We start from the raw sequence: 18,183 nt of genomic DNA on the forward strand, positions 1-18,183 counted from the left end.
GAAGTCTCAGCTTTTTAGATACTAAAGAGTTGTCCGAAGAAGTATGTCACACCCATGGTGAGAAGGCCAATGATGAGATTGCGAAGCATGGCTTGCTTGGTTGGTGCTTTTCCCAGTTTCGCACTGGTATAGCCAGTGAAGATCAAGGATAGTCCAACAACGAAGACCGTCACCGGAATGCGATAGGCAGCTGGAAAGAGGATGATAGAGAGCATTGGAGGAAGGGAACCAACCGAAAAAGCAAGGAAGCTAGATGCAGCAGCATGCCAAGGATTGGTAAACTCCTCGTATTCGATACCATATTTCTCTTCGACCAGGGCTTTGAGGGGATGTTTCAGAAAGGCCCGCTCTGTCAAAATCTTTGCGGAAGTTTCGCATTCTCCATTTTGAAGATAAGCATTGTAGAGAGAGTCTCTTGCTAACTTTGGATCACGATCCAACAAGGCTTGTTCGCGGTTCACAGCAGCTTCTTCCGTGTCTTTTTGTGTGGAAACAGAGACATACTCACCGCCCGCCATCGAAAAGGCACCTGCCAGAATCGCCGATAAGCCAGATAGGAAAATGATCCAGATGTTTGGTGTAGCACTGGCTACCCCAATCACCACCCCAGCAATAGAAATAATCCCATCATTGGCCCCGAGAACAGCGGCTCTCAAGATATTCAATCGATCGCTAAATGATTCATCTACTCCATGTTTCATTTCAGTCATACAATGTATCCTTTATCTTATTTAGAATGATTATAAATAAAATACAAAAAGAAAGCAAGGATTTTAACTCAAATGATAAAAGTTCGACAATTTAATGAAATTTAAGTTATAATCTTTGGCATTGCAAGCAAAAAAGAAAGAATAGGGCATACGCCTATTCTAGCAAGGTTTATTTAGCGGAAGTGACTTTACCTTTGAGGATACTGATGGCATTGTCACACGGGTCAGAAAAGGATAACAAAAAAACAGCAAATTGCTGTTTTCTGATGAGAAAAATTAATTCGTATCTTGTTCTTTCCCAACAACCCAAAATAAGAGAAGGAGTTGGAAGATGCCCAAGGCAAATAAGACCATAAAACCGTTGCGACTTCCTTTAGCAGTGGCTTGGGTGAAGTCCATCTTTTGATTAGCTTGGCTCATGGCAACGATCAGTGAAGCCAGGGTTGTTCCGACAGCGCCTGCAAATTGTTGCAGAGTGTTAAAGATCGCGTTCGCATCGGGTTGCTCTTCCAGAGAGAGTTGTTTTTGTCCGTTGGTCATGATATTGCCAAAGGCAAGCCCCATACCGGTCATGAAGATCATGTAAAAGATGAGAATCAAGCCATTTGTCAGCTTCAGAGCAAAAAGGGTGAAGTGGAAATGGGCTAGAAGGATTAAAGCAGCTCCAAGGAGAATCGGTTTGCGAGCGCCCAACTTATCTAGAATGAGACCGGAGAAAGGAGCAAAACCTGCTCCAATGATGGCTCCTGGAAGTAGCATCAAGGCTGCAAGAGTGGTGCTCGAGTGGTTGACCAATTGGACATAATTGGGCAATAGGAAACTCATGGCCAGAGAGCCTAATTGGAAAGTGAAAAAGGCAAGAACATGGCCAGTAAGGAGAGGGTTCTTTAAGATGGCAAGGTTGATAATGGGAGTATCCAAGCGATTAGACCGCCAGACTAAGAGAACCAGTCCCAAGAACCCAATCACCAGCCAACCAAGGACAGAAAAACTAAAGAAAGCATGATCAGAAAGACCGTGAATCCCTAAAATCAAGCCTAAAAATGAAGCAATAATAGCGAGAAGGCTCATGATATCAAGGGTTTCTCGTTTGACTGTACTGATTTGTTCAATGGAGCGAAGTCCTGCAACTAGCGAAGCTAGAAGGATCGGGAATTGAACCAAAAAGATGGACCGCCAACCGAAGTTGGCCGTCAAGAGACCACCGACAGTAGGCCCAATGGCGGGAGCGATAGCTGTAATCAGGGTCCCCACTCCCATCATGAGACCGATCTTGCGTTTTGGGACCTGCTCTAAAATGATATTAAACATCAGAGGAAGGGCAAAACCAACCCCCATTCCTTGAACCAATCGTCCCAGGACCACAAAGCCAAAACTTGGAGCAAGGAAGTCGATAAGAACACCTAAAACAGAGAGAAGATTTCCAACTAAAAAGATGGACTTCATTTTAAAAGAGCGTTTGAGATAAGCAGACAAGGGGACCACACAGGCAACCACTAGAAGATAGATGGTCGTAACCCACTGGACGGTTGCAGTATTGATTTCAAATTCCTTCATCAATATTGGGAAGGTGATATTCATAGCGGTTTCCCCAGCCACCCCGCAAAAGGAAAGGATCCCTGTTGCAAAAATAGCATACAGGACCTTGGCTGAAATTTTTTCTTGTGACATGGACGTCTGATTCCTCCTAAATCTTTCTATAATGTTGTAAAAATGGTCTGAAAATCCATCCTATCTCTCTCATTTCCCATCAATTCCAATTGCTATGAGCATAGCAGGGCTGACGTTAACATGATTCATCGTTTTGTTAGCTAACAAATAGTATAGAGGAAATGAAGACCCCTGTCAAAGAGTTTTTGAAAAGTTTTGAAAATTTTAACAGCATTCTCAACTGATGACGTCTCTACAAACGAAAGGAAAGGCTCGCCAGTATGGTATAATAAGAAGAAAGTAAGCAACGTGAATAAGTCAATCAACTCGAACAGGAGGCCCTATGACCAAGTATTTAGTCCAGAAGTTTTTCTGGTTACGAGAAAAAAGTTTGATTCAAATTTCCCAGAAGACCCTGGTTTCCTTATTTCCTTTTTTCCTATTTTCAGGGATCATTCGGGTGATCGCTCTATCAGTCTTTTCCGATCGAGGCTATATCCATCAGCTCTTTTCGATGGATAGCTGGTTGCCGTGGGATCAAGCTATTAGTCAAGTCCTTATCAATTTTTCCAACTTTCTAGGAGGTCTAGCTGGGCCTTTAGCGACTTACTTCGCTGGAAAATACACAGCTGGGCACTATGGTAGAAGTACAGGGACAGCTGGAGTGACAGCTCTTTTGGTCAGTCTAATAGTGGGGTCTCAGGAATTGTTGGTGGGACCGCTCCATGACGGGCAACTGACGCGTATCAACTTACCCGCGACGACCAATATCGTCTTAGCGATTTTTTTAGGCTATCTAATTGGGCAGATCTTTCGTCTATCCAAGGCCAGTGATGACCAGATTGTAGACAAGGATTTCATCTATCAACCCAAGACGGTGCGTCCCATTTTCTTGTCCTTAGTTCTAGGGGTCAGCCTCAATCTTCTTTTGGTTCTTGGAAATCAATTTAATATTTTTCAGACTATCCGACAGTTCTTGGCTTCTCTAACGGTAAGCAGTCATCATCTCTTGTCCACCTTTAGCATGGGTCTTTTTAGTAGCCTATCTGCTTGGTTTGGTAATAGTCAAGCCTTTGCCTTGAATTCTATCGCGGATGATAACTTTGCTTTGGAAAATCTCACCTACGCTGTGACGCATCATACAACGACAGGTATTCCTTATCCCTATACCTTGACCAATTTGTATCGGAGTTTTGGTCTGATGGCAGGTGTTGGAGCTGTCCTATCGCTTTTGGTGGCGATCTTGCTGGTTTCACGAAGTCAAAAGGACAAGAAAGTTAGTCTCCTCAGCATTTTTCCAAGTCTCTTTAACAATGGGGCTTCATTCATGGTAGGGATACCGGTCCTTCTCAATCTACTTTATGTGATTCCTTTCTTATTGATCCCTTTGGCGAATATGGCGATAGCAGCTGTAGCTTTGTGCTTCAAACTGATGCCGGCAGCTGTCTATCCAGTGCCAGACGGGACTCCTAGCCTTCTCTATGCCTTTATTGGGACAGGAGGAAGTCTGAGGGCTTTAGCTGTAAGTATACTTTGTTTTGCCGTCGATGTGCTCCTTTATCTACCATTTGTCCGCATGGGAAATCGTATCCGAAAAGATTTAAAAGTGAAAGGAGAAAGCGATGAAGCCATCTAAAAAAACAGCAATCGTCCTTACTTTGGTCAGTCTTTTCTTGATCGCTTTAGCCATTCCTTCTTATAGCTGGACTCGGACCAATGTTTCAAGAATCGAGAAATTTTATAATTCAAAATTGTCTCCCATCATCATGATCCCGGGAAGCTCAGCGACAGAGAACCGCTTTGATGGCTTGGTGACCAAGCTCAACCAAGACCGCCAAGGAACCAAACACAGCCTGCTCAAGGTCAAAGTTTGGAATGATGGGCATATCACCTATAGTGGAAGTATTGATGCCAAGGACAATGAGCCAGTAATTGTGGTTGGTTTTGAAAACAACAAAGATGGCTATAGCAACATTAAAAAGCAAGCTAAACTATTTAATCAAGCCTTCGAAGCCCTTCAAGAAAAATATAATTTAATAATTTTAAGGGCTTGGGTCATTCCAACGGTGGCTTGATTTATACAGCCTTTATTGAAAATTACCTGGGGGATTACGATGTGGATCTCAAGACCCTCATGACCATCGGAACTCCCTACAATTTCACGGAGACCAATATCAAAAATAAATCTGAGATGTTAGCTGACTTTATCAAGGGAAAAGAAGCTATCCCCACAACCCTTCATATGTATTCAGTAGCAGGGACCATCACCTATGATTCAGATGAGTTGGTCCCAGATGCCAGTGTTTCTGCTGGGAAATATATCTACCAAAACCAAGCAGCTAGCTATACGGAGATTACGGTGACGGGGGAAGATGCCCAGCACTCGGACCTTCCAACCAATGATGAGGTGGTTGCCTTGGTGAAAGAGCATATTGAAAGTCAAACGGATCGTCGAGCCAAACCGAATAAAATAAACTAAGTGTGAAGAAGGGATTCCTTCCTCACCTTTTTTTTAGTATAATAAAGTTTAGTATGAAAATAAGGGAGATTATAGGAAATAAGATGAAAAGAAAAAAATGGGTGCAGTTAGGAATAGTGGCTTCGAGTATGGTCATGTTAACAGGATGTTACCAAAGATACCAACGTCAGTCCAGTCCCAAAAAAGAGGCTGCAACAAGCCAGACTTCAGCAAAGAAACAAGCGAAAAAAACAGATAACAAACAATTATATCAGTCTGTTTTTTCAGACTACCAAAAGATTTTTGCCACTTCAAAAGATTTAGATGCTATTTCCAAATTGAATGATGCATTAGCTAAAGAAGATCGGATGATCAATAGCTGGGTGATCGAGACCGTGATCAATCAGCCAGATGCCGTTCGCTATGCCTTTAAGGACTTAAATAACGATGGGGTAGATGAGATGATCATCGCCAATCAGCAGACCGATGGAAACTACTTTGTGACGGGAGTCTACTATCTCAAGAACCAAAAACCGACTCTGCTAGCTGAAGGTTTCGTCGCTGGACACGGTGGAGCGCGCAATGCGACGACCCTCTATCAGGGAGGAGAAGTCTTAGAAGTCAGCTGGATGTCAGGAACTGGCCGTGGGGTAGCTGTGCTTTCACGGATAGAAAAGACGCCTCAAGCTGCGACCAAAGTCCAGGAAGAAGAAGTTCAAGTACCTGGTTCAGATCTGAATAGCCTCTTTGGAAAATCGGATGAGAATAAACTGGATCTCAAGGCTTTTGACTGGCAAACTTTTGACAGCGCACCATCAGCGGGAAATAGCCAAAGCCAGGAAAAAACGCCTTGGAATGCTGAAAAATCAGCAAAATTAGCAGAATTTATGAAGACCTGGGGCGAAAAGATGGGCCAACCCAACTATCAAAAAGGCATCGCTGGCGGTGATGTAGGACCAGACAACCTCTATACTCTAGAGGAAAATAGCAAGATGGATGCCATTTATACAGATACTGGTCAGGGAAATGCAAAATACCGCATCGTGGAACGCTATAGCAATTGGGACAAGTATCCAGATGTGCATAGTTATTTCTTTGCCATTACAGATACAGGAGAAGGCATTGTCTTTCATTCTCCAACGACCAATGGTGGAAAAATGTATCTAAAACCAACGGATAACAAGGAACTTCAAGAAGAATTTACACAGTTGCTTCATCAATAAAAAGAAGAATAAACCAGAAAAAGACTGTTTTTCTGGTTTTGTTTATTCAAATAATGAATAAAAATACAATAAAAGAAATAATTTTTAGGATATAAAATATGTTAAAAACTAGTGATAATTAGCGGTGCATAAGTATTTGAAAACAGAAAATGTTTGACAATTAAAGGAAAATCATTTAAAATATATTCATTCTTTATTTATAGGAGAAAAAATATGAAAAAACTTCTTACAGCCGGTGTGGCTCTCTTGTCAGTTGCAACGTTAGCAGCTTGTTCTGGTAAAACTGCTTCAGAATCATCAAGCAAAGATGCAAAAGCTTCTTCTAGCAAAGTAGAAAAATCATCTACTTCAGAAAGCAAATCAAGCAGTTCATCAAAATCATCTAAATCAGCAACCTCTTCTGTTAAAATTCCAGAAATTGTCTTGTTGACTGATGAAGAAATCGATAACGCCAAAACAATTGGTGATATGAAAACTCTTTATAGTAAATTAGTGGATAACTATAAAAAATATGCTCAAGATCTTGGCGATCAAATTCCAGAATCACATAGATCTATATATACTCAACAAGTAGAGCCAGCTCTCAAGACATTGGACGAATCAAAAACTCAATTTGATACGGCGCTTTCAACTGGTGGTTCAGATGATACAGTTGTTCCTGAACAAGGACGTACTGCTTTTGCACAACAATTGAAATCTGGACGTGACACTATGAAACAAGCTCTTGAAAGTGCATATAAGATGATTTCACCTTATATCTCTTCATCTTCATCAGCTGAATAATTCATTAATGAAAATAGGTTAGGACCTCAAGTCCTAGCCTATTTTTGCTTTCTTACAAAAATGTAAGAAATAAAGGGGAAAATGTAAGGTTATGTTATGGTGAAAGCGTTTTAGTTTTAGTACAATAGATTTGTAAAAAACGATTGAAGCTTTTATCAAGCTAGAAAGGAACGGATCATGACCCTACTAGACGTTCAACATATCAAAAAAATTTACAAAACCCGCTTTCAAGGAACGCAGGTCGAAGCCCTAAAAGATATTCACTTCACTGTTGAAAAGGGCGAATACGTCGCTATCATGGGGGAATCAGGATCCGGGAAATCCACCCTCCTCAATATCCTAGCCATGCTGGATCAGCCGACCGAAGGGCGGGTCTACCTCAACGGCACAGACACCTCAACCATCAAGAACAAGGATGCCTCTAGCTTCCGTCGGGAAAAACTAGGCTTCGTCTTTCAAGATTTCAACCTGCTGGATACCTTGTCTGTCAAGGACAATATCCTCTTGCCGCTGGTTCTCTCTCGCAGACCGGTCAAGGAAATGATGAGCAAGGTGGAGAGCGTGAGTCGGGAGTTGGGCATCCACCAGCTCTTAGAAAAATACCCTTACGAAATCTCTGGTGGGCAAAAGCAACGGGTGGCCGTAGCACGGGCCATCATCACCTCACCAGAAATCCTCCTGGCCGATGAGCCAACAGGGGCGCTGGATTCCAAGTCTTCAGCTGCGTTACTGGACGTCTTTGAAGATATCAATACCATGGGCCAAACCATTCTTATGGTGACCCACTCAACCGCAGCGGCAGCGAGGGCCAAGCGCGTGCTCTTTATCAAGGACGGAATTCTCTACAACCAGATTTTCCGCGGGGAAAAGACAGAGCGTCAGATGTTCCAAGAAATCTCAGATACTCTGACGATCATGGCGGGAAAGGAGGATCGTGATGTTTAAATTAACAAGTAAATTAGCACTTTCCAACCTCAAACAAAATCGCAAGTTGTATTATCCTTTCGCTATAGCTGTCATTTTAACGACCATGATCCTTTATAGTTTTATCGCCTTGTCATTGACCCCTCATTTAGAGGATTCTTACGGAGGGGGATCGGCGAGAACTGTTCTTGGTTTTGGCAGTTTCGTCGTCCAGCTGGTCGTCATCATTTTGGTGGCTTATGCCAATGGCTACGTCATGAAAAATCGTTCCAAAGAACTGGGCTTGTACAGTGTTCTGGGAATGGAGAAGAAGCATCTCCTCATCATGACCTTATGGGAATTGCTCTTCTTCTATGTTCTCACAGTTGGAGTAGGACTGGGTTTGGGACTCTTGTTTGATCGCTTGATTTTCGCCTTGCTTCTAAAATGTATGGGTTTACCAGTCGTCATTCAATCAACCTTCCAGATAGAGGCTGTTCTTAACACTTTACTTGGGTTAGCCTTAGCTTTTGGCCTCATTCTCTTGTTGAATTCTTTCCGCCTCTTGCGCTACAGTTCCCTCCACCTCATGCAACAGAAAAAGGCAGGAGAGAAGAAGGGACGCTTCTTGCTGGTTCAAACTCTGTTAGGACTAGGGCTCTTAGGAATTGCTTTTTATATAGCGCTAACCGTTGAGCGGCCAGTTGCGGCTGTCCAAGGATTCTTTATTGCCGTCATCTTGGTCATTCTAGCGACTTATCTCTTATTCAACGCAGGATCCATTACCTTCTTAAGATTTCTCAAAGGTCGGAAATCCTATTATTACAAGCCAGAGAATTTTATATCTGTCTCTAACTTAATAGCTCGGATGCGAAAAAATGCAGCGGGCCTTGCGACCATTAGTATTCTATCCACCATGGTCTTGGTCACCTTAACCGGGTCGCTCAATATCTTTATTGGAGGGCAGAATTACCTAGATACTGTTTACCCTTCGGATTATATGATTAGTGTGGGGCATATGCCTTCAGATGCTGAAACAGAAACGGTTATTGAAGATGTTCAAGCTCAAATTAAGAAAACAGCCGATGCGACACATCTATCAGATTATCAGGTGGCACAGACAACATACTGGTCGGCTGAAATTCGAAAGATTGATGGAAGGAGCTTAGAGGTGAATGACCAGTCCACTCCATCAACTGGTCAGGAGTTGAAGTCAGAAGGAACAGTCTACTTTTTTGATCAGGCGACTTATGAGCAACTGACCGGGCAAAAAGTTGAGCTTGGGGAAAATGAAATCCTAGCCTATGGATATCAGTATCCTGGAAGATTAGACGCACAATTAGAAATCAATGGGAAGACCTTCACGATTAAAGAAAAACTAAACTCCAATTTTATCCAAGGGAAACTCCCTCAATCCGACCTGTTTCAACACCAAATGGGCTTGTACCTGGTCCTCCCTGACTTGAACCAACTGGGACTAAAAGTTGATAAAAATTTGGAATTCTCTATTAGTGCTAAAAATAAAGATAACCAAGATTTTATTTCTGGCTTGATCAAAGAGCTGTATTCGACAGACAAAATCAGTCAATATGGTGCGACTTATTTTGGTGGATTTGATCGATACAGTATAGAGAAAGATTGGCGTGAAACAGCAGGGACTCTTCTATTTATCGGGATTTTTCTATCGGTGATCTTTCTATTAGCTACAGTTCTTGTCATTTACTACAAACAGATTTCAGAGGGCTATGAGGACCGGGAAAATTTTGTGATCTTGCAACAAGTAGGATTGGACCAAAAGCAAACGTCCACCACTATTCGCAAACAGATACTCACTGTCTTTTTCCTTCCATTATTCTTCTCCTTCCTCTACCTAGGAGTAGCCTACAAGATGATCGCAAAAATCGTTGCTATCTTAGGAGCAACCAATGCGGGCTTGGTTCTTCAAACGACTCTTTCTGTCTGCGCTGTCTTTTTCATCTCCTATGTCCTTGTCTTTCTTCTGACTTCTAGAAGTTATCGGAAGATTGTCGTGAGATAGCGTTCGAGTCTATAAAAGATTGAGAAATGAAAAAGCCAATAAATAGACAAACTGTTTTTTACATGGGACAAGCTAAGTGTTGCGGAAATGATTATAATAATGTATGTTATAAAGCTTATTTAAACAAATACTGAAACTTTCCGCCGTGAGAAAAGTGCTAGAAATAATAGTATTTCTAGCACTCGGTAGTTTTGGAACCTTAGGTCCAAAACTAAGTTATGGAACTTCCTGGATTGCTGAAATCATCCACTGGATAATTTCACCTAACGTCCGTACTCACCTAAGGAAAGTTGCAAGGATAGGTTTTTCCTTAATCAAAAACACCGAGGATGTGATCCTCGGTGTTTTTATCGTGATTATTTCACGTGTTTTGCAAGTTCTTCTTGCGCTTTTTTATTGGATTCTTCTTTTTCTTTCAACCAATTCTTATAAGCTTTTTCGTAGTCAGCCGTTGTGACTGTCTTGTCTTGCACTTTTTGGTATTTGAAGAAGCTTGTTTCACCTTTAATACCAATTGCAGAATTTGCTGCTGAGAATGGCGTCACCTTCGTGATAGATGGAACTCCACCCTTAGAGTAGATTGGAAGAACAATGGCGTTTTCTGTCAACCAAGCTTGGGCAGCAGCGTATTTTTCATAACGTGCATTGGTATCCAATTTTTCAGCATTGGCAGCATCCAACAATTCTTTGTATTGGTTCAAACCAATTTTTTCGATGAGCGCTTGGTCTTTCTTAGGATCAAGTCCCATACCAGTCAAGGTTGAACCATCTGTTGGGTTCAAGATATCCAAGTAAGTAGATGGGTCTTGGAAGTCAGGTCCCCAACCAGTGATATCCATATCAAAGTCTTTTTGCTCTGGTGATTGGGCGAAGTAAGTAGCGTTATCTGCATCGTCTGTAGACAATTTTTGTACATCGATCACGACATTGTCTTTACCAAGAGCTGCTTCGATTGAGCTCTTCATAGAGTCTGCTTGTTGGACAAGAGCATTAGAAGATTGGTCCACAACATAGTCGATATGGATTGGGAATTGAACACCTTGTGATTGCAATTCAGCCTTCGCTTTTTCAAGTTCCGCTTTGGCTTTATCCGCATTATGCAAGCTATCTTGAGCATCTGCGAAGCTAACACCTTTCCACTCATCTCCTGTTGCGGCAAGTTTTTCTTCAACGAGAGTACCGAAGTCTTTCCCGTCTGCTTGCACAAATGTCGGTGGAACTAGAAGGGTACGTAGAGTTTTTGATGCTCCGTCTTTCCCGTTAACTTGAGCGCAGTAGGAAGTTCTGTCTAAAGCAAAGTTCAAAGCTTGACGGAAGTTTTTGTTTTGAAGGGCTGTCTTCGTGTTGTTCTTTTGCTCATCAGATGTCTTCTTCGTATGGCCGTAATTTTGACGGTTGACGTTGAAGTAAGCATAGTAAACAGTAGAATCTTGAGGTGTATAAACGATGTTATCCTTGAATTTCTTCTCAATCGTACTGTAGGTTGAGCTTGTTGGGAAGAGACGAGCAGTAGATAGGTTCCCATCTGAGAAGTTACGAGCAAGGTAGTCTTGGTCGGATCCATCGAAGTAAGTTAATTTAACGGTATCGATGTGAACATTTTTCTTGTCGTAGTATTCAGGGTTCTTTTCCAACTCGATTTGTGATTTTGAAGTGAAGGACTTCAAAATGTAGGCCCCGTTGTAGAGGATCCCATTTGGTTTCACGCTACCAAAGTCTTTCCCAGCTGATTCCAAGAATTTTTCATTAACTGGCATCATGGTAGCAGTCGTCAATTTAGAATTCCAGAAAGATTCAGGTTGGTTCAAAGTATATTGAAGAGTGTGATCATCAACAGCTTTGACTCCAACAGTTGAGAAGTCTTTGGTTTTCCCATTTACATAGTCATCCAAGCCTTTGACTGAGTTTTGAACCAAGTAAAGAGCATCAGATTTTTTATCTGCTACATATTTCAGAGATGTCACGAAATCTTTTGCAGTGACGTCAGCGTATTCATTTCCTTCTGAATCATACCACTTCGCGTCTTTTCGAAGCTTGTAGGTATAAGTCAGACCGTCTTTTGAAACAGACCAGTCTTCTGCAAGAGCAGGCACTAGGTTACCGTATTGGTCGTTTTCAAACAAACCATCGACCAAGTTGGTAGTAATGTCGCTTGTAGTTGAACGATTTGAAGTCAAATAGTTCAAGGAATCAGGGTCTGTACCATACACGTAGTTGTAGGTAGTCCCTTTTGACGCATTAGAAGATGAGCCACATGCAGCAAGGAAAAGCGTTGAAGCCGCGGCGACACCTGCTAAAAGAGCAAGCTTCGATTTTTTCATATTCGTGTCTCCTTTTGAATAATTTTAATTATTATACTCCAATCAATCTATAAAATAAAGTGTTTTTTGAACTTTTTTTGCATATTTACACACCAGTATACAGTGAAAGCCTTGATTTTAAAGGATTTTTAAGGAATAAAATTTTTTTTTTAAAAAAGTTACTATTTTGCTTTACATACTAGTTGAGAAAGAGTATACTGATAGTGAATAAACTAGTATGTAAAACAAACTAGTGAATATGTGAAGAAAGAGGTGAGAAGGATGAAAGAGTCCCAATTACTAAAGGGAGTCTTGGAGGGCTGTGTGCTGGAGATTATTTCCAAAAAGGCCATTTATGGCTACGAATTGATTCAAAGTCTCAAAGAGATGGGATTTGATAAGATTGTCGCTGGGACCATTTATCCCCTACTTCAAAAATTAGAAAAACAAGGAATTATTCATGGGGAAATGAGGCCGTCTCCAGATGGTCCTGATCGTAAGTATTTTTCACTCAGTGATGCTGGAAAAGAGCGTTTAGGGGAATTTTGGGACCAGTGGCAGGAGCTAGTCACAAAAGTAGAACGTATCAAGAAGGAGGGGGAAGAATGGTAGAAAGTTATACAGAAAAAATGTCAGATGAATTGATTCATTTAAACAAAGAGGATCAAGCCTATGTGAAAAAAATGGTCGCTTATATTGGGGCTAAGTCCTATTTTTATGATGATGAAGCGCTCGGTGAACAACTCTACAATATGGTTTGCGATCTGAAAGTTGCTGAAAAAGAAGGCATACGTGCAGTGGATTATTTTGGAAAGGATCCACGGGCGATGGTGGATCAAGTTCTTTCAGATTTGCCTAAACGCTCTCTAGGATCTTATGTGGGACTCGTCTTCCTACTTGGAGTGATCTTAGTTGGCATGCGTTATTTAATGGATTTTACCTGGATGACGCCACTGAAAATCGAACCCCTGACCTATGTTGTCATTCTACTCAATTTCTTGGTGTTTAGCCAGTTCATCACGTGGCTTTGGTCCAAACAGAGCTATGGTGAAATGAAGTGGTCTTGGGCTATTTTTATCAGTGTGATCTGCCTGATGGTATTTCTGAACATCGTACGACTATTTTCGATCTATTTTGGCCACATTGGGAGTCTCTTCTTATCAGATGGTTGGGCGGTTGTTCTTGCTATCCTAGTCCTACTTGGGTTTGCGGTTATGGCTTATAGAAGCAGGGAGCGTTTGATGACGAGTCTACTAGTCATGGGCCTGACTTTCCTAGTTACGGGATGCTGGATTCGTCTTGTGAATCAGGAAACTGCTCACTTATTAGGCTGGCTACTTCCTCTCATAGGACTAGTCCTGACCTTCGTTGTATTTCGTCTCCAAAGAAAGGGGGAAGAAAGATGACATCAGTTATTTATTATGAAGAAACGCAGGTTTTGGTTCAAACCTTTAGCCAGGAGGACCAAGCTTATTTCCAAGATCTATGGGATTATTTCAATTTCGCCGGTTTCTTATATGAGGAGAAGGCTTTGAGAGAGCAGGTCTATAATTTAGCACTAGACTTTTCGCAAGCAGAAGCGGATGGCTTGACAGCAAAGGACTATTTTGGTCTCGATCCAAAGGAAATGGCAGACCAAATCATCGAAAATATGCCCAAAGAATCGACTCGCTCTGTTCTAAAATATGGGGCTATCTTTTCAGGTATTGTGATTTTTTATCGCCTCTTAAGTGATTTTGCTTCCCAAGCGGTCCTTGTGCTCAAGCCGCTAGTCTATTTAACCGACATCATTTTGGGACTGCTAGCTGTTGGGATCATCTTCTATCTCCTTCGTCGCTTCATTTTTGTGGAAGAAAAAGCGAAAAAAGCAATTTATGTAGCATTTGTTCTGGTATTAGGGATCTATTTTTTCAGTGAAATTGTGGGAGTTCGCTTCTTGCCAGCTATTGCTTGGTTAGCGGTCCCTAGTCCTTGGGATGCTCTTCTCATGACAGGGGCTAGCGGAGCTCTCATCCTTTGGCAATGGAAAGAAGAGTTTGGACGAGCTTTCATCTTTCCTATCATCGCCTTTTTAGTGGTTGGATTCTTACATCGCTGGACCTTGGCACAAGGAGTTCAGAATCTTGGTATGACAGCTCTTCTGCCCACAGTGATCATCGTCTTTGGGCTAGTTATTTATTATTGGTTTACGATTCGTGCTTTGAAAAAGAATAGGACGGAAAGTGATAAATAGAAAGAAAAGGGGCTGGGATAAAAGTCCTAGCCTCTCAATTGTTTTTGGATTGTCGAGCAAGACGCAGTGGTTGAGTGCTCAAAGCACTGCTTTGAGGTGGTAGATAGGACTTGCTAAGCAAGTTTCCTAAGTAGTTGTTCGCTTTTCAAGTTCCAAAGATGCCCTACTCAACTGTGCGGAGGTGGGACGACGAAATCGAATTCTGACGAATTACCGATTTCTGTCCCACTCTCTTTCTTGTCCAAGTATGATAGAATAAACTCATTAGATGGGAGAATATGCATGAATCTATTTCGAAAAAAGGGACTTGGGCAAGTACACCCGGGTCTAAATCGCCATTTACGATTGTGGGATTTGATTATTTTAGGAATTGGTGCCATGGTGGGGACGGGGATCTTCACGATTACGGGAACTGCAGCAGCGAATTTAGCTGGGCCAGCCTTGATCATTTCGATTGTGATTGCGGCTTTTTGCGTCGGCTTATCTGCCCTTTTCTTTGCTGAATTTGCGTCTCGCATCCCTTCAACTGGTGGGGCCTATAGTTACCTCTATGCCATCTTTGGAGAGTTTCCAGCCTGGATTGCCGGTTGGTTGACTGTGATGGAATTTATGACAGCCGTATCAGGGGTGGCTTCAGGTTGGGCTGCTTATTTCAAGGGTTTGTTGGCCAATCTTGGCTGGAGCCTGCCGACGGCTTTAAACGGGACTTTTGATCCAGCTAAGGGAACTTATGTGGATCTCTTGCCTATTTTGGTCATGGTCCTCGTCACTGCCTTAGTCCTTATGAATGCAAAAGCGGTCTTACGTTTTAATTCCTTGCTGGTCTTACTCAAGTTTTCCGCTCTTGCCTTGTTTATTCTTGTTGGGATTTTTCACCTAAATCCTGCCAACTGGGCAAACTTTGCCCCTTATGGATTTGGCGAAATCTATGGTGGTCAAACAGGGATTATGTCTGGAGCTTCGCTCATGTTCTTTGCCTTTCTTGGTTTTGAGTCCATTTCAATGGCGGTCGATGAAATCAAGGAACCACAAAAGAACGTTCCTCGTGGCATTGTCCTTAGTCTTTTGATCACAACTGTTCTTTATATTTTGGTTACCTTAGTTTTGACTGGTATGGTTCCTTTTAAGAACTTAAATGTAGAAGACGCGGTTGCCTTTGCCCTCCGTCAGGTCGGAGCTGGCTGGGCTGGAAATTATGTATCGCTGGTAGCGATTTTGACCCTGATTACCGTCTGCATTTCGATGACCTTTGCCCTTTCACGGATGATTTACAGTTTGGCGCGGGATGGTCTCTTACCAAAAGCTATGAAACAGCTCGATCCAAAAACCAGAATTCCCAAAAATGCAACACTAGTAGCTGGATCGATGGCTGCCATTGCTGGTGGAGTCTTTCCACTTGCAAGTATCGCTTCCTTCTTAAATATCTGTACCTTGGCTTACCTGGTTATGTTGGCCCTTGCCCTCTTGAAATTGCGCAAGGAACACGGGGCTCCTGGACCTGGTGAATTTAAAACACCCTTAGTTCCAGTTTTGCCAATCCTATCGATTGTGGTCTGTCTGTCCTTTATGACCCAGTATTCCCTATCGACCTGGCTGGCCTTCGGAGTTGCTCTCCTGATCGGGGTCGGAATTTATTTTGGTTATGGGTATCGCCATTCAGAAGAAAATCAATAAAACATAAAAGCTAGAGTAGAAGAACTCTGGCTTTTTGTATAGGGGAAGCTCTTTTTTTGGTATAATAAAGGGAGAAAGTTAACTAGATAACAAAGGAGAACATCATGACATTTGAAGAGATTTTACCAGGCTTAAAGGCTAAGAAAAAATATGTACGTACAGGCTGGGGTGGAGCAGAAAACTACGTCCAATTGTTTGATACCATTGAGCAAAATGGGGTGGCTCTAGAAGTGACGCCTTATTTCCTCATCAACGTGTCTGGTGAGGGTGAAGGTTTCTCCATGTGGAGTCCAACCCCTTGTGATGTCTTAGCGACAGATTGGGTGGAAGTCCATGACTAAAAGTGTCTTGATTACAGGCGTGAGTTCCGGGATTGGTCTGGCTCAAGCTCGCCTCTTTCTAGAAAAGGGCTACCAGGTTTATGGGGTGGACCAGGGAGCGGATCCCCAGTTGACGGGTGATTTTCACTTCTTGCAGCGGGACTTGACCCTGGATTTGGCGCCGATTTTTGATTGGTGTCCTCAGGTGGAGATTTTGTGCAATACAGCCGGAGTTTTGGATGATTACAAACCGCTTCTGGAACAAAGCGTTCAGGATATTCAGGAGATCTTTGAGATCAATTATGTGACTCCGGTAGAGCTGACGCGGCATTATCTGACTCAAATGTTGGAGAATAAAAAAGGTATCATCATCAATATGTGCTCCATTGCTTCTAGCCTGGCAGGAGGAGGCGGTCACGCTTATACCTCGTCTAAGCATGCTCTAGCGGGCTTTACCAAGCAGTTGGCCCTGGATTATGCAGAAGCTGGGATTCAGGTCTTTGGCATCGCGCCAGGTGCTGTCAAAACAGGCATGACCGCAGCGGACTTTGAACCAGGTGGTCTGGCAGACTGGGTAGCAAATGAAACACCGATCAAACGCTGGATTGAGCCAGAGGAAGTGGCAGAAGTCAGTCTCTTTTTGGCTAGTGGGAAGTCCTCTGCTATGCAGGGACAACTCCTGACCATTGATGGTGGCTGGAGTTTGAAGTAGAGAACTGAGAAAGCAGGAGGTTAAAGCATGCACGAATATGATTTTGGTTTTTCCTTACCGAAAGGATATCAGGTATTTCTTGATGACTTAGGGGATCAGCCAGGTTATGACATTGGTGAGACAGGTATTTGTCTCTATGCTAAAGAAGATCTTACCGAACGCAATCAAACCTACCAGATTGATGAGGATGAACCAGATTTCTTTATGATCGGTCAAGATGGGGATCTGGCCTATTTCCTCAAAAAGAATGGGGACGATAGCATTTATGAAAATGATCTAGGTGCGCTAGGTTCTCTCGAAATGCAAAAGGTAGCTGAATCAATTACAGACTTTATTAATCAGATCTTGCAGGAGAAGTAAGATAGAAATAGAAAGGGGACTGAGAAAGATAGCTGCAAAAAGCTCGTCGATTTACTCAGTCTTTTTTAAAAAATTTTTTAAAAAATCTTTTCTCATTCATTTTGGATTCATCTTTCTTAGATAAAATAGAATCATCAAGAAGAACTTGATAAGAAAAAAAGAAAGTTGGTAACTAACATGAAAAAATCAATTAAACAAAAAGCCGTTGCAAGTCTCGCAATCTTCTCTCTATCAACTGCCGCTCTAGGCTCTGTAGTAGCCTTTGCCGATACTGGAACAAGTAAAAAGACTACTTCTTCAACAGTGACTGCATCTGTCACCCTTGCACAAGCTCAAGAAAAAGCTCTGAAAGAAGCTAAGGGTGGAAAAGTGATTGGCTACGAGCAAGAAGAAAAACATGGAAAAGCAGTGTATGAAGTGACCATCTTGGATGGAAAAAATGAAAAAGAATATAAGATCGATGGCCAGTCTGGTGCTATCTTGAAGTCAAAAACTAAGGATCTGAGTCAGGATCGTGAAGATCAGCAATTAATCGGAGCAAGTGTTCAGTTGGACTTGGCTAAGGTAGAGAGCCAGCTGAAATCAAAATACTCGAATGCTAGTATCGAAAAAGTAGAGTTAGATGTAGAAGATGGTAAACTTGTCTATAGCGTTAGCTTGCGAGAAGGCAATCAAAAAAATGAGTTAGAGTTAGATGCCAATACAGGTACCGTATTGGAAGAAGATGTGGAGCTGGATCACGATTAACTAGAGTAAGATCTCGACTAGGCTTTTCCTAGCCGAGATTTTTTATGGAAGCATGGTATAATAAGGGAAGAA

At 42.2% G+C, this 18,183-nt stretch carries 16 protein-coding genes and 1 pseudogene; 14 read left to right on the plus strand and 3 right to left on the minus strand.

Annotation, left to right across the window (positions count from 1 at the left end; translation table 11 throughout):
• Positions 1-14 precede the first annotated feature (14 nt).
• On the minus strand, positions 15-710 hold the full coding sequence (locus tag H7T92_RS02015) for a VIT1/CCC1 transporter family protein (RefSeq protein WP_201036848.1): 696 nt from the start codon (positions 708-710) through the stop codon (positions 15-17).
• Between the two features lie 276 nt (positions 711-986).
• Positions 987-2,381 (minus strand): MFS transporter, encoded by a 1,395-nt coding sequence (locus H7T92_RS02020; RefSeq protein WP_201036849.1) that lies wholly within the window; start codon positions 2,379-2,381, stop codon positions 987-989.
• Between the two features lie 322 nt (positions 2,382-2,703).
• On the opposite strand from H7T92_RS02020, the gene H7T92_RS02025 reads away from it, so the two are divergent.
• The 6 genes and pseudogenes from H7T92_RS02025 (at position 2,704) to H7T92_RS02050 (ending at position 9,765) form a co-directional block, all read left to right on the plus strand.
• Positions 2,704-3,996, plus strand: coding sequence for a PTS transporter subunit EIIC (locus H7T92_RS02025; RefSeq protein ID WP_201036850.1), 1,293 nt, complete (start codon positions 2,704-2,706; stop codon positions 3,994-3,996).
• Positions 3,983-4,839: pseudogene (locus H7T92_RS02030) on the plus strand (alpha/beta hydrolase). Before H7T92_RS02025 ends, H7T92_RS02030 begins: the two are co-directional and overlap by 14 nt.
• An 83-nt stretch (positions 4,840-4,922) precedes the next feature.
• Positions 4,923-6,041: a DUF4767 domain-containing protein gene (locus H7T92_RS02035; RefSeq protein WP_070586460.1), complete on the plus strand. Its 1,119-nt coding sequence runs from the start codon at positions 4,923-4,925 to the stop codon at positions 6,039-6,041.
• A 213-nt stretch (positions 6,042-6,254) separates the two neighbouring features.
• Complete coding sequence (locus tag H7T92_RS02040; protein ID WP_003006147.1) at positions 6,255-6,824, plus strand: hypothetical protein; 570 nt, start codon at positions 6,255-6,257, stop codon at positions 6,822-6,824.
• A gap of 177 nt (positions 6,825-7,001) precedes the next feature.
• Entirely contained in the window at positions 7,002-7,769 is a 768-nt protein-coding gene (locus H7T92_RS02045) for an ABC transporter ATP-binding protein (protein ID WP_201036851.1), read from the plus strand.
• Positions 7,762-9,765 (plus strand): FtsX-like permease family protein, encoded by a 2,004-nt coding sequence (locus tag H7T92_RS02050; protein WP_201036852.1) that lies wholly within the window; start codon positions 7,762-7,764, stop codon positions 9,763-9,765. The genes H7T92_RS02045 and H7T92_RS02050 overlap by 8 nt, the downstream gene beginning before the upstream one ends.
• 356 nt (positions 9,766-10,121) lie before the next feature.
• On the opposite strand, the gene H7T92_RS02055 is transcribed toward H7T92_RS02050, so the two are convergent.
• The gene (locus H7T92_RS02055) at positions 10,122-12,086 is read right to left on the minus strand and encodes a peptide ABC transporter substrate-binding protein (RefSeq protein ID WP_201036853.1); all 1,965 of its coding nucleotides are present in this window, start codon (positions 12,084-12,086) and stop codon (positions 10,122-10,124) included.
• Between the two features lie 261 nt (positions 12,087-12,347).
• Between H7T92_RS02055 and H7T92_RS02060 the strand changes: the two genes are divergently transcribed.
• From H7T92_RS02060 to H7T92_RS02095, 8 genes are all read left to right on the plus strand, one after another.
• Entirely contained in the window at positions 12,348-12,677 is a 330-nt protein-coding gene (locus H7T92_RS02060; protein WP_023917534.1) for a PadR family transcriptional regulator, read from the plus strand.
• Complete coding sequence (locus H7T92_RS02065; protein ID WP_201036854.1) at positions 12,671-13,471, plus strand: hypothetical protein; 801 nt, start codon at positions 12,671-12,673, stop codon at positions 13,469-13,471. Before H7T92_RS02060 ends, H7T92_RS02065 begins: the two co-directional genes overlap by 7 nt.
• Positions 13,468-14,298, plus strand: coding sequence for a hypothetical protein (locus tag H7T92_RS02070; RefSeq protein WP_201036855.1), 831 nt, complete (start codon positions 13,468-13,470; stop codon positions 14,296-14,298). Before H7T92_RS02065 ends, H7T92_RS02070 begins: the two co-directional genes overlap by 4 nt.
• Positions 14,299-14,580: 282 nt before the next feature.
• On the plus strand, positions 14,581-15,972 hold the full coding sequence (locus H7T92_RS02075) for an APC family permease (RefSeq protein ID WP_201036856.1): 1,392 nt from the start codon (positions 14,581-14,583) through the stop codon (positions 15,970-15,972).
• Positions 15,973-16,076: 104 nt separating this feature from the next.
• Positions 16,077-16,313, plus strand: coding sequence for a DUF2829 domain-containing protein (locus tag H7T92_RS02080; RefSeq protein WP_000141913.1), 237 nt, complete (start codon positions 16,077-16,079; stop codon positions 16,311-16,313).
• A complete protein-coding gene (locus tag H7T92_RS02085) occupies positions 16,306-17,004 on the plus strand; it encodes a 3-oxoacyl-ACP reductase (protein ID WP_201036857.1) in 699 nt (232 codons plus the stop codon). Before H7T92_RS02080 ends, H7T92_RS02085 begins: the two co-directional genes overlap by 8 nt.
• Positions 17,005-17,031: 27 nt before the next feature.
• Positions 17,032-17,364 (plus strand): hypothetical protein, encoded by a 333-nt coding sequence (locus H7T92_RS02090; RefSeq protein WP_201036858.1) that lies wholly within the window; start codon positions 17,032-17,034, stop codon positions 17,362-17,364.
• Between the two features lie 177 nt (positions 17,365-17,541).
• Complete coding sequence (locus H7T92_RS02095; protein ID WP_201036859.1) at positions 17,542-18,111, plus strand: PepSY domain-containing protein; 570 nt, start codon at positions 17,542-17,544, stop codon at positions 18,109-18,111.
• Positions 18,112-18,183 lie beyond the last annotated feature (72 nt).

Origin of the sequence: Streptococcus parasanguinis, from assembly GCF_016648855.1 — a bacterium.
GTDB lineage: Bacteria > Bacillota > Bacilli > Lactobacillales > Streptococcaceae > Streptococcus > Streptococcus parasanguinis_L.

Bases quoted from the DNA above. Each gene is read 5' to 3' on its own strand.
- H7T92_RS02015 (WP_201036848.1), bottom strand. From the start codon at position 710: ATGACTGAAATGAAACATGGAGTAGATGAATCATTTAGCGATCGATTG.
- H7T92_RS02020 (WP_201036849.1), bottom strand. From the start codon at position 2,381: ATGTCACAAGAAAAAATTTCAGCCAAGGTCCTGTATGCTATTTTTGCA.
- H7T92_RS02025 (WP_201036850.1), top strand. From the start codon at position 2,704: ATGACCAAGTATTTAGTCCAGAAGTTTTTCTGGTTACGAGAAAAAAGT.
- H7T92_RS02035 (WP_070586460.1), top strand. From the start codon at position 4,923: ATGAAAAGAAAAAAATGGGTGCAGTTAGGAATAGTGGCTTCGAGTATG.
- H7T92_RS02040 (WP_003006147.1), top strand. From the start codon at position 6,255: ATGAAAAAACTTCTTACAGCCGGTGTGGCTCTCTTGTCAGTTGCAACG.
- H7T92_RS02045 (WP_201036851.1), top strand. From the start codon at position 7,002: ATGACCCTACTAGACGTTCAACATATCAAAAAAATTTACAAAACCCGC.
- H7T92_RS02050 (WP_201036852.1), top strand. From the start codon at position 7,762: ATGTTTAAATTAACAAGTAAATTAGCACTTTCCAACCTCAAACAAAAT.
- H7T92_RS02055 (WP_201036853.1), bottom strand. From the start codon at position 12,086: ATGAAAAAATCGAAGCTTGCTCTTTTAGCAGGTGTCGCCGCGGCTTCA.
- H7T92_RS02060 (WP_023917534.1), top strand. From the start codon at position 12,348: ATGAAAGAGTCCCAATTACTAAAGGGAGTCTTGGAGGGCTGTGTGCTG.
- H7T92_RS02065 (WP_201036854.1), top strand. From the start codon at position 12,671: ATGGTAGAAAGTTATACAGAAAAAATGTCAGATGAATTGATTCATTTA.
- H7T92_RS02070 (WP_201036855.1), top strand. From the start codon at position 13,468: ATGACATCAGTTATTTATTATGAAGAAACGCAGGTTTTGGTTCAAACC.
- H7T92_RS02075 (WP_201036856.1), top strand. From the start codon at position 14,581: ATGAATCTATTTCGAAAAAAGGGACTTGGGCAAGTACACCCGGGTCTA.
- H7T92_RS02080 (WP_000141913.1), top strand. From the start codon at position 16,077: ATGACATTTGAAGAGATTTTACCAGGCTTAAAGGCTAAGAAAAAATAT.
- H7T92_RS02085 (WP_201036857.1), top strand. From the start codon at position 16,306: ATGACTAAAAGTGTCTTGATTACAGGCGTGAGTTCCGGGATTGGTCTG.
- H7T92_RS02090 (WP_201036858.1), top strand. From the start codon at position 17,032: ATGCACGAATATGATTTTGGTTTTTCCTTACCGAAAGGATATCAGGTA.
- H7T92_RS02095 (WP_201036859.1), top strand. From the start codon at position 17,542: ATGAAAAAATCAATTAAACAAAAAGCCGTTGCAAGTCTCGCAATCTTC.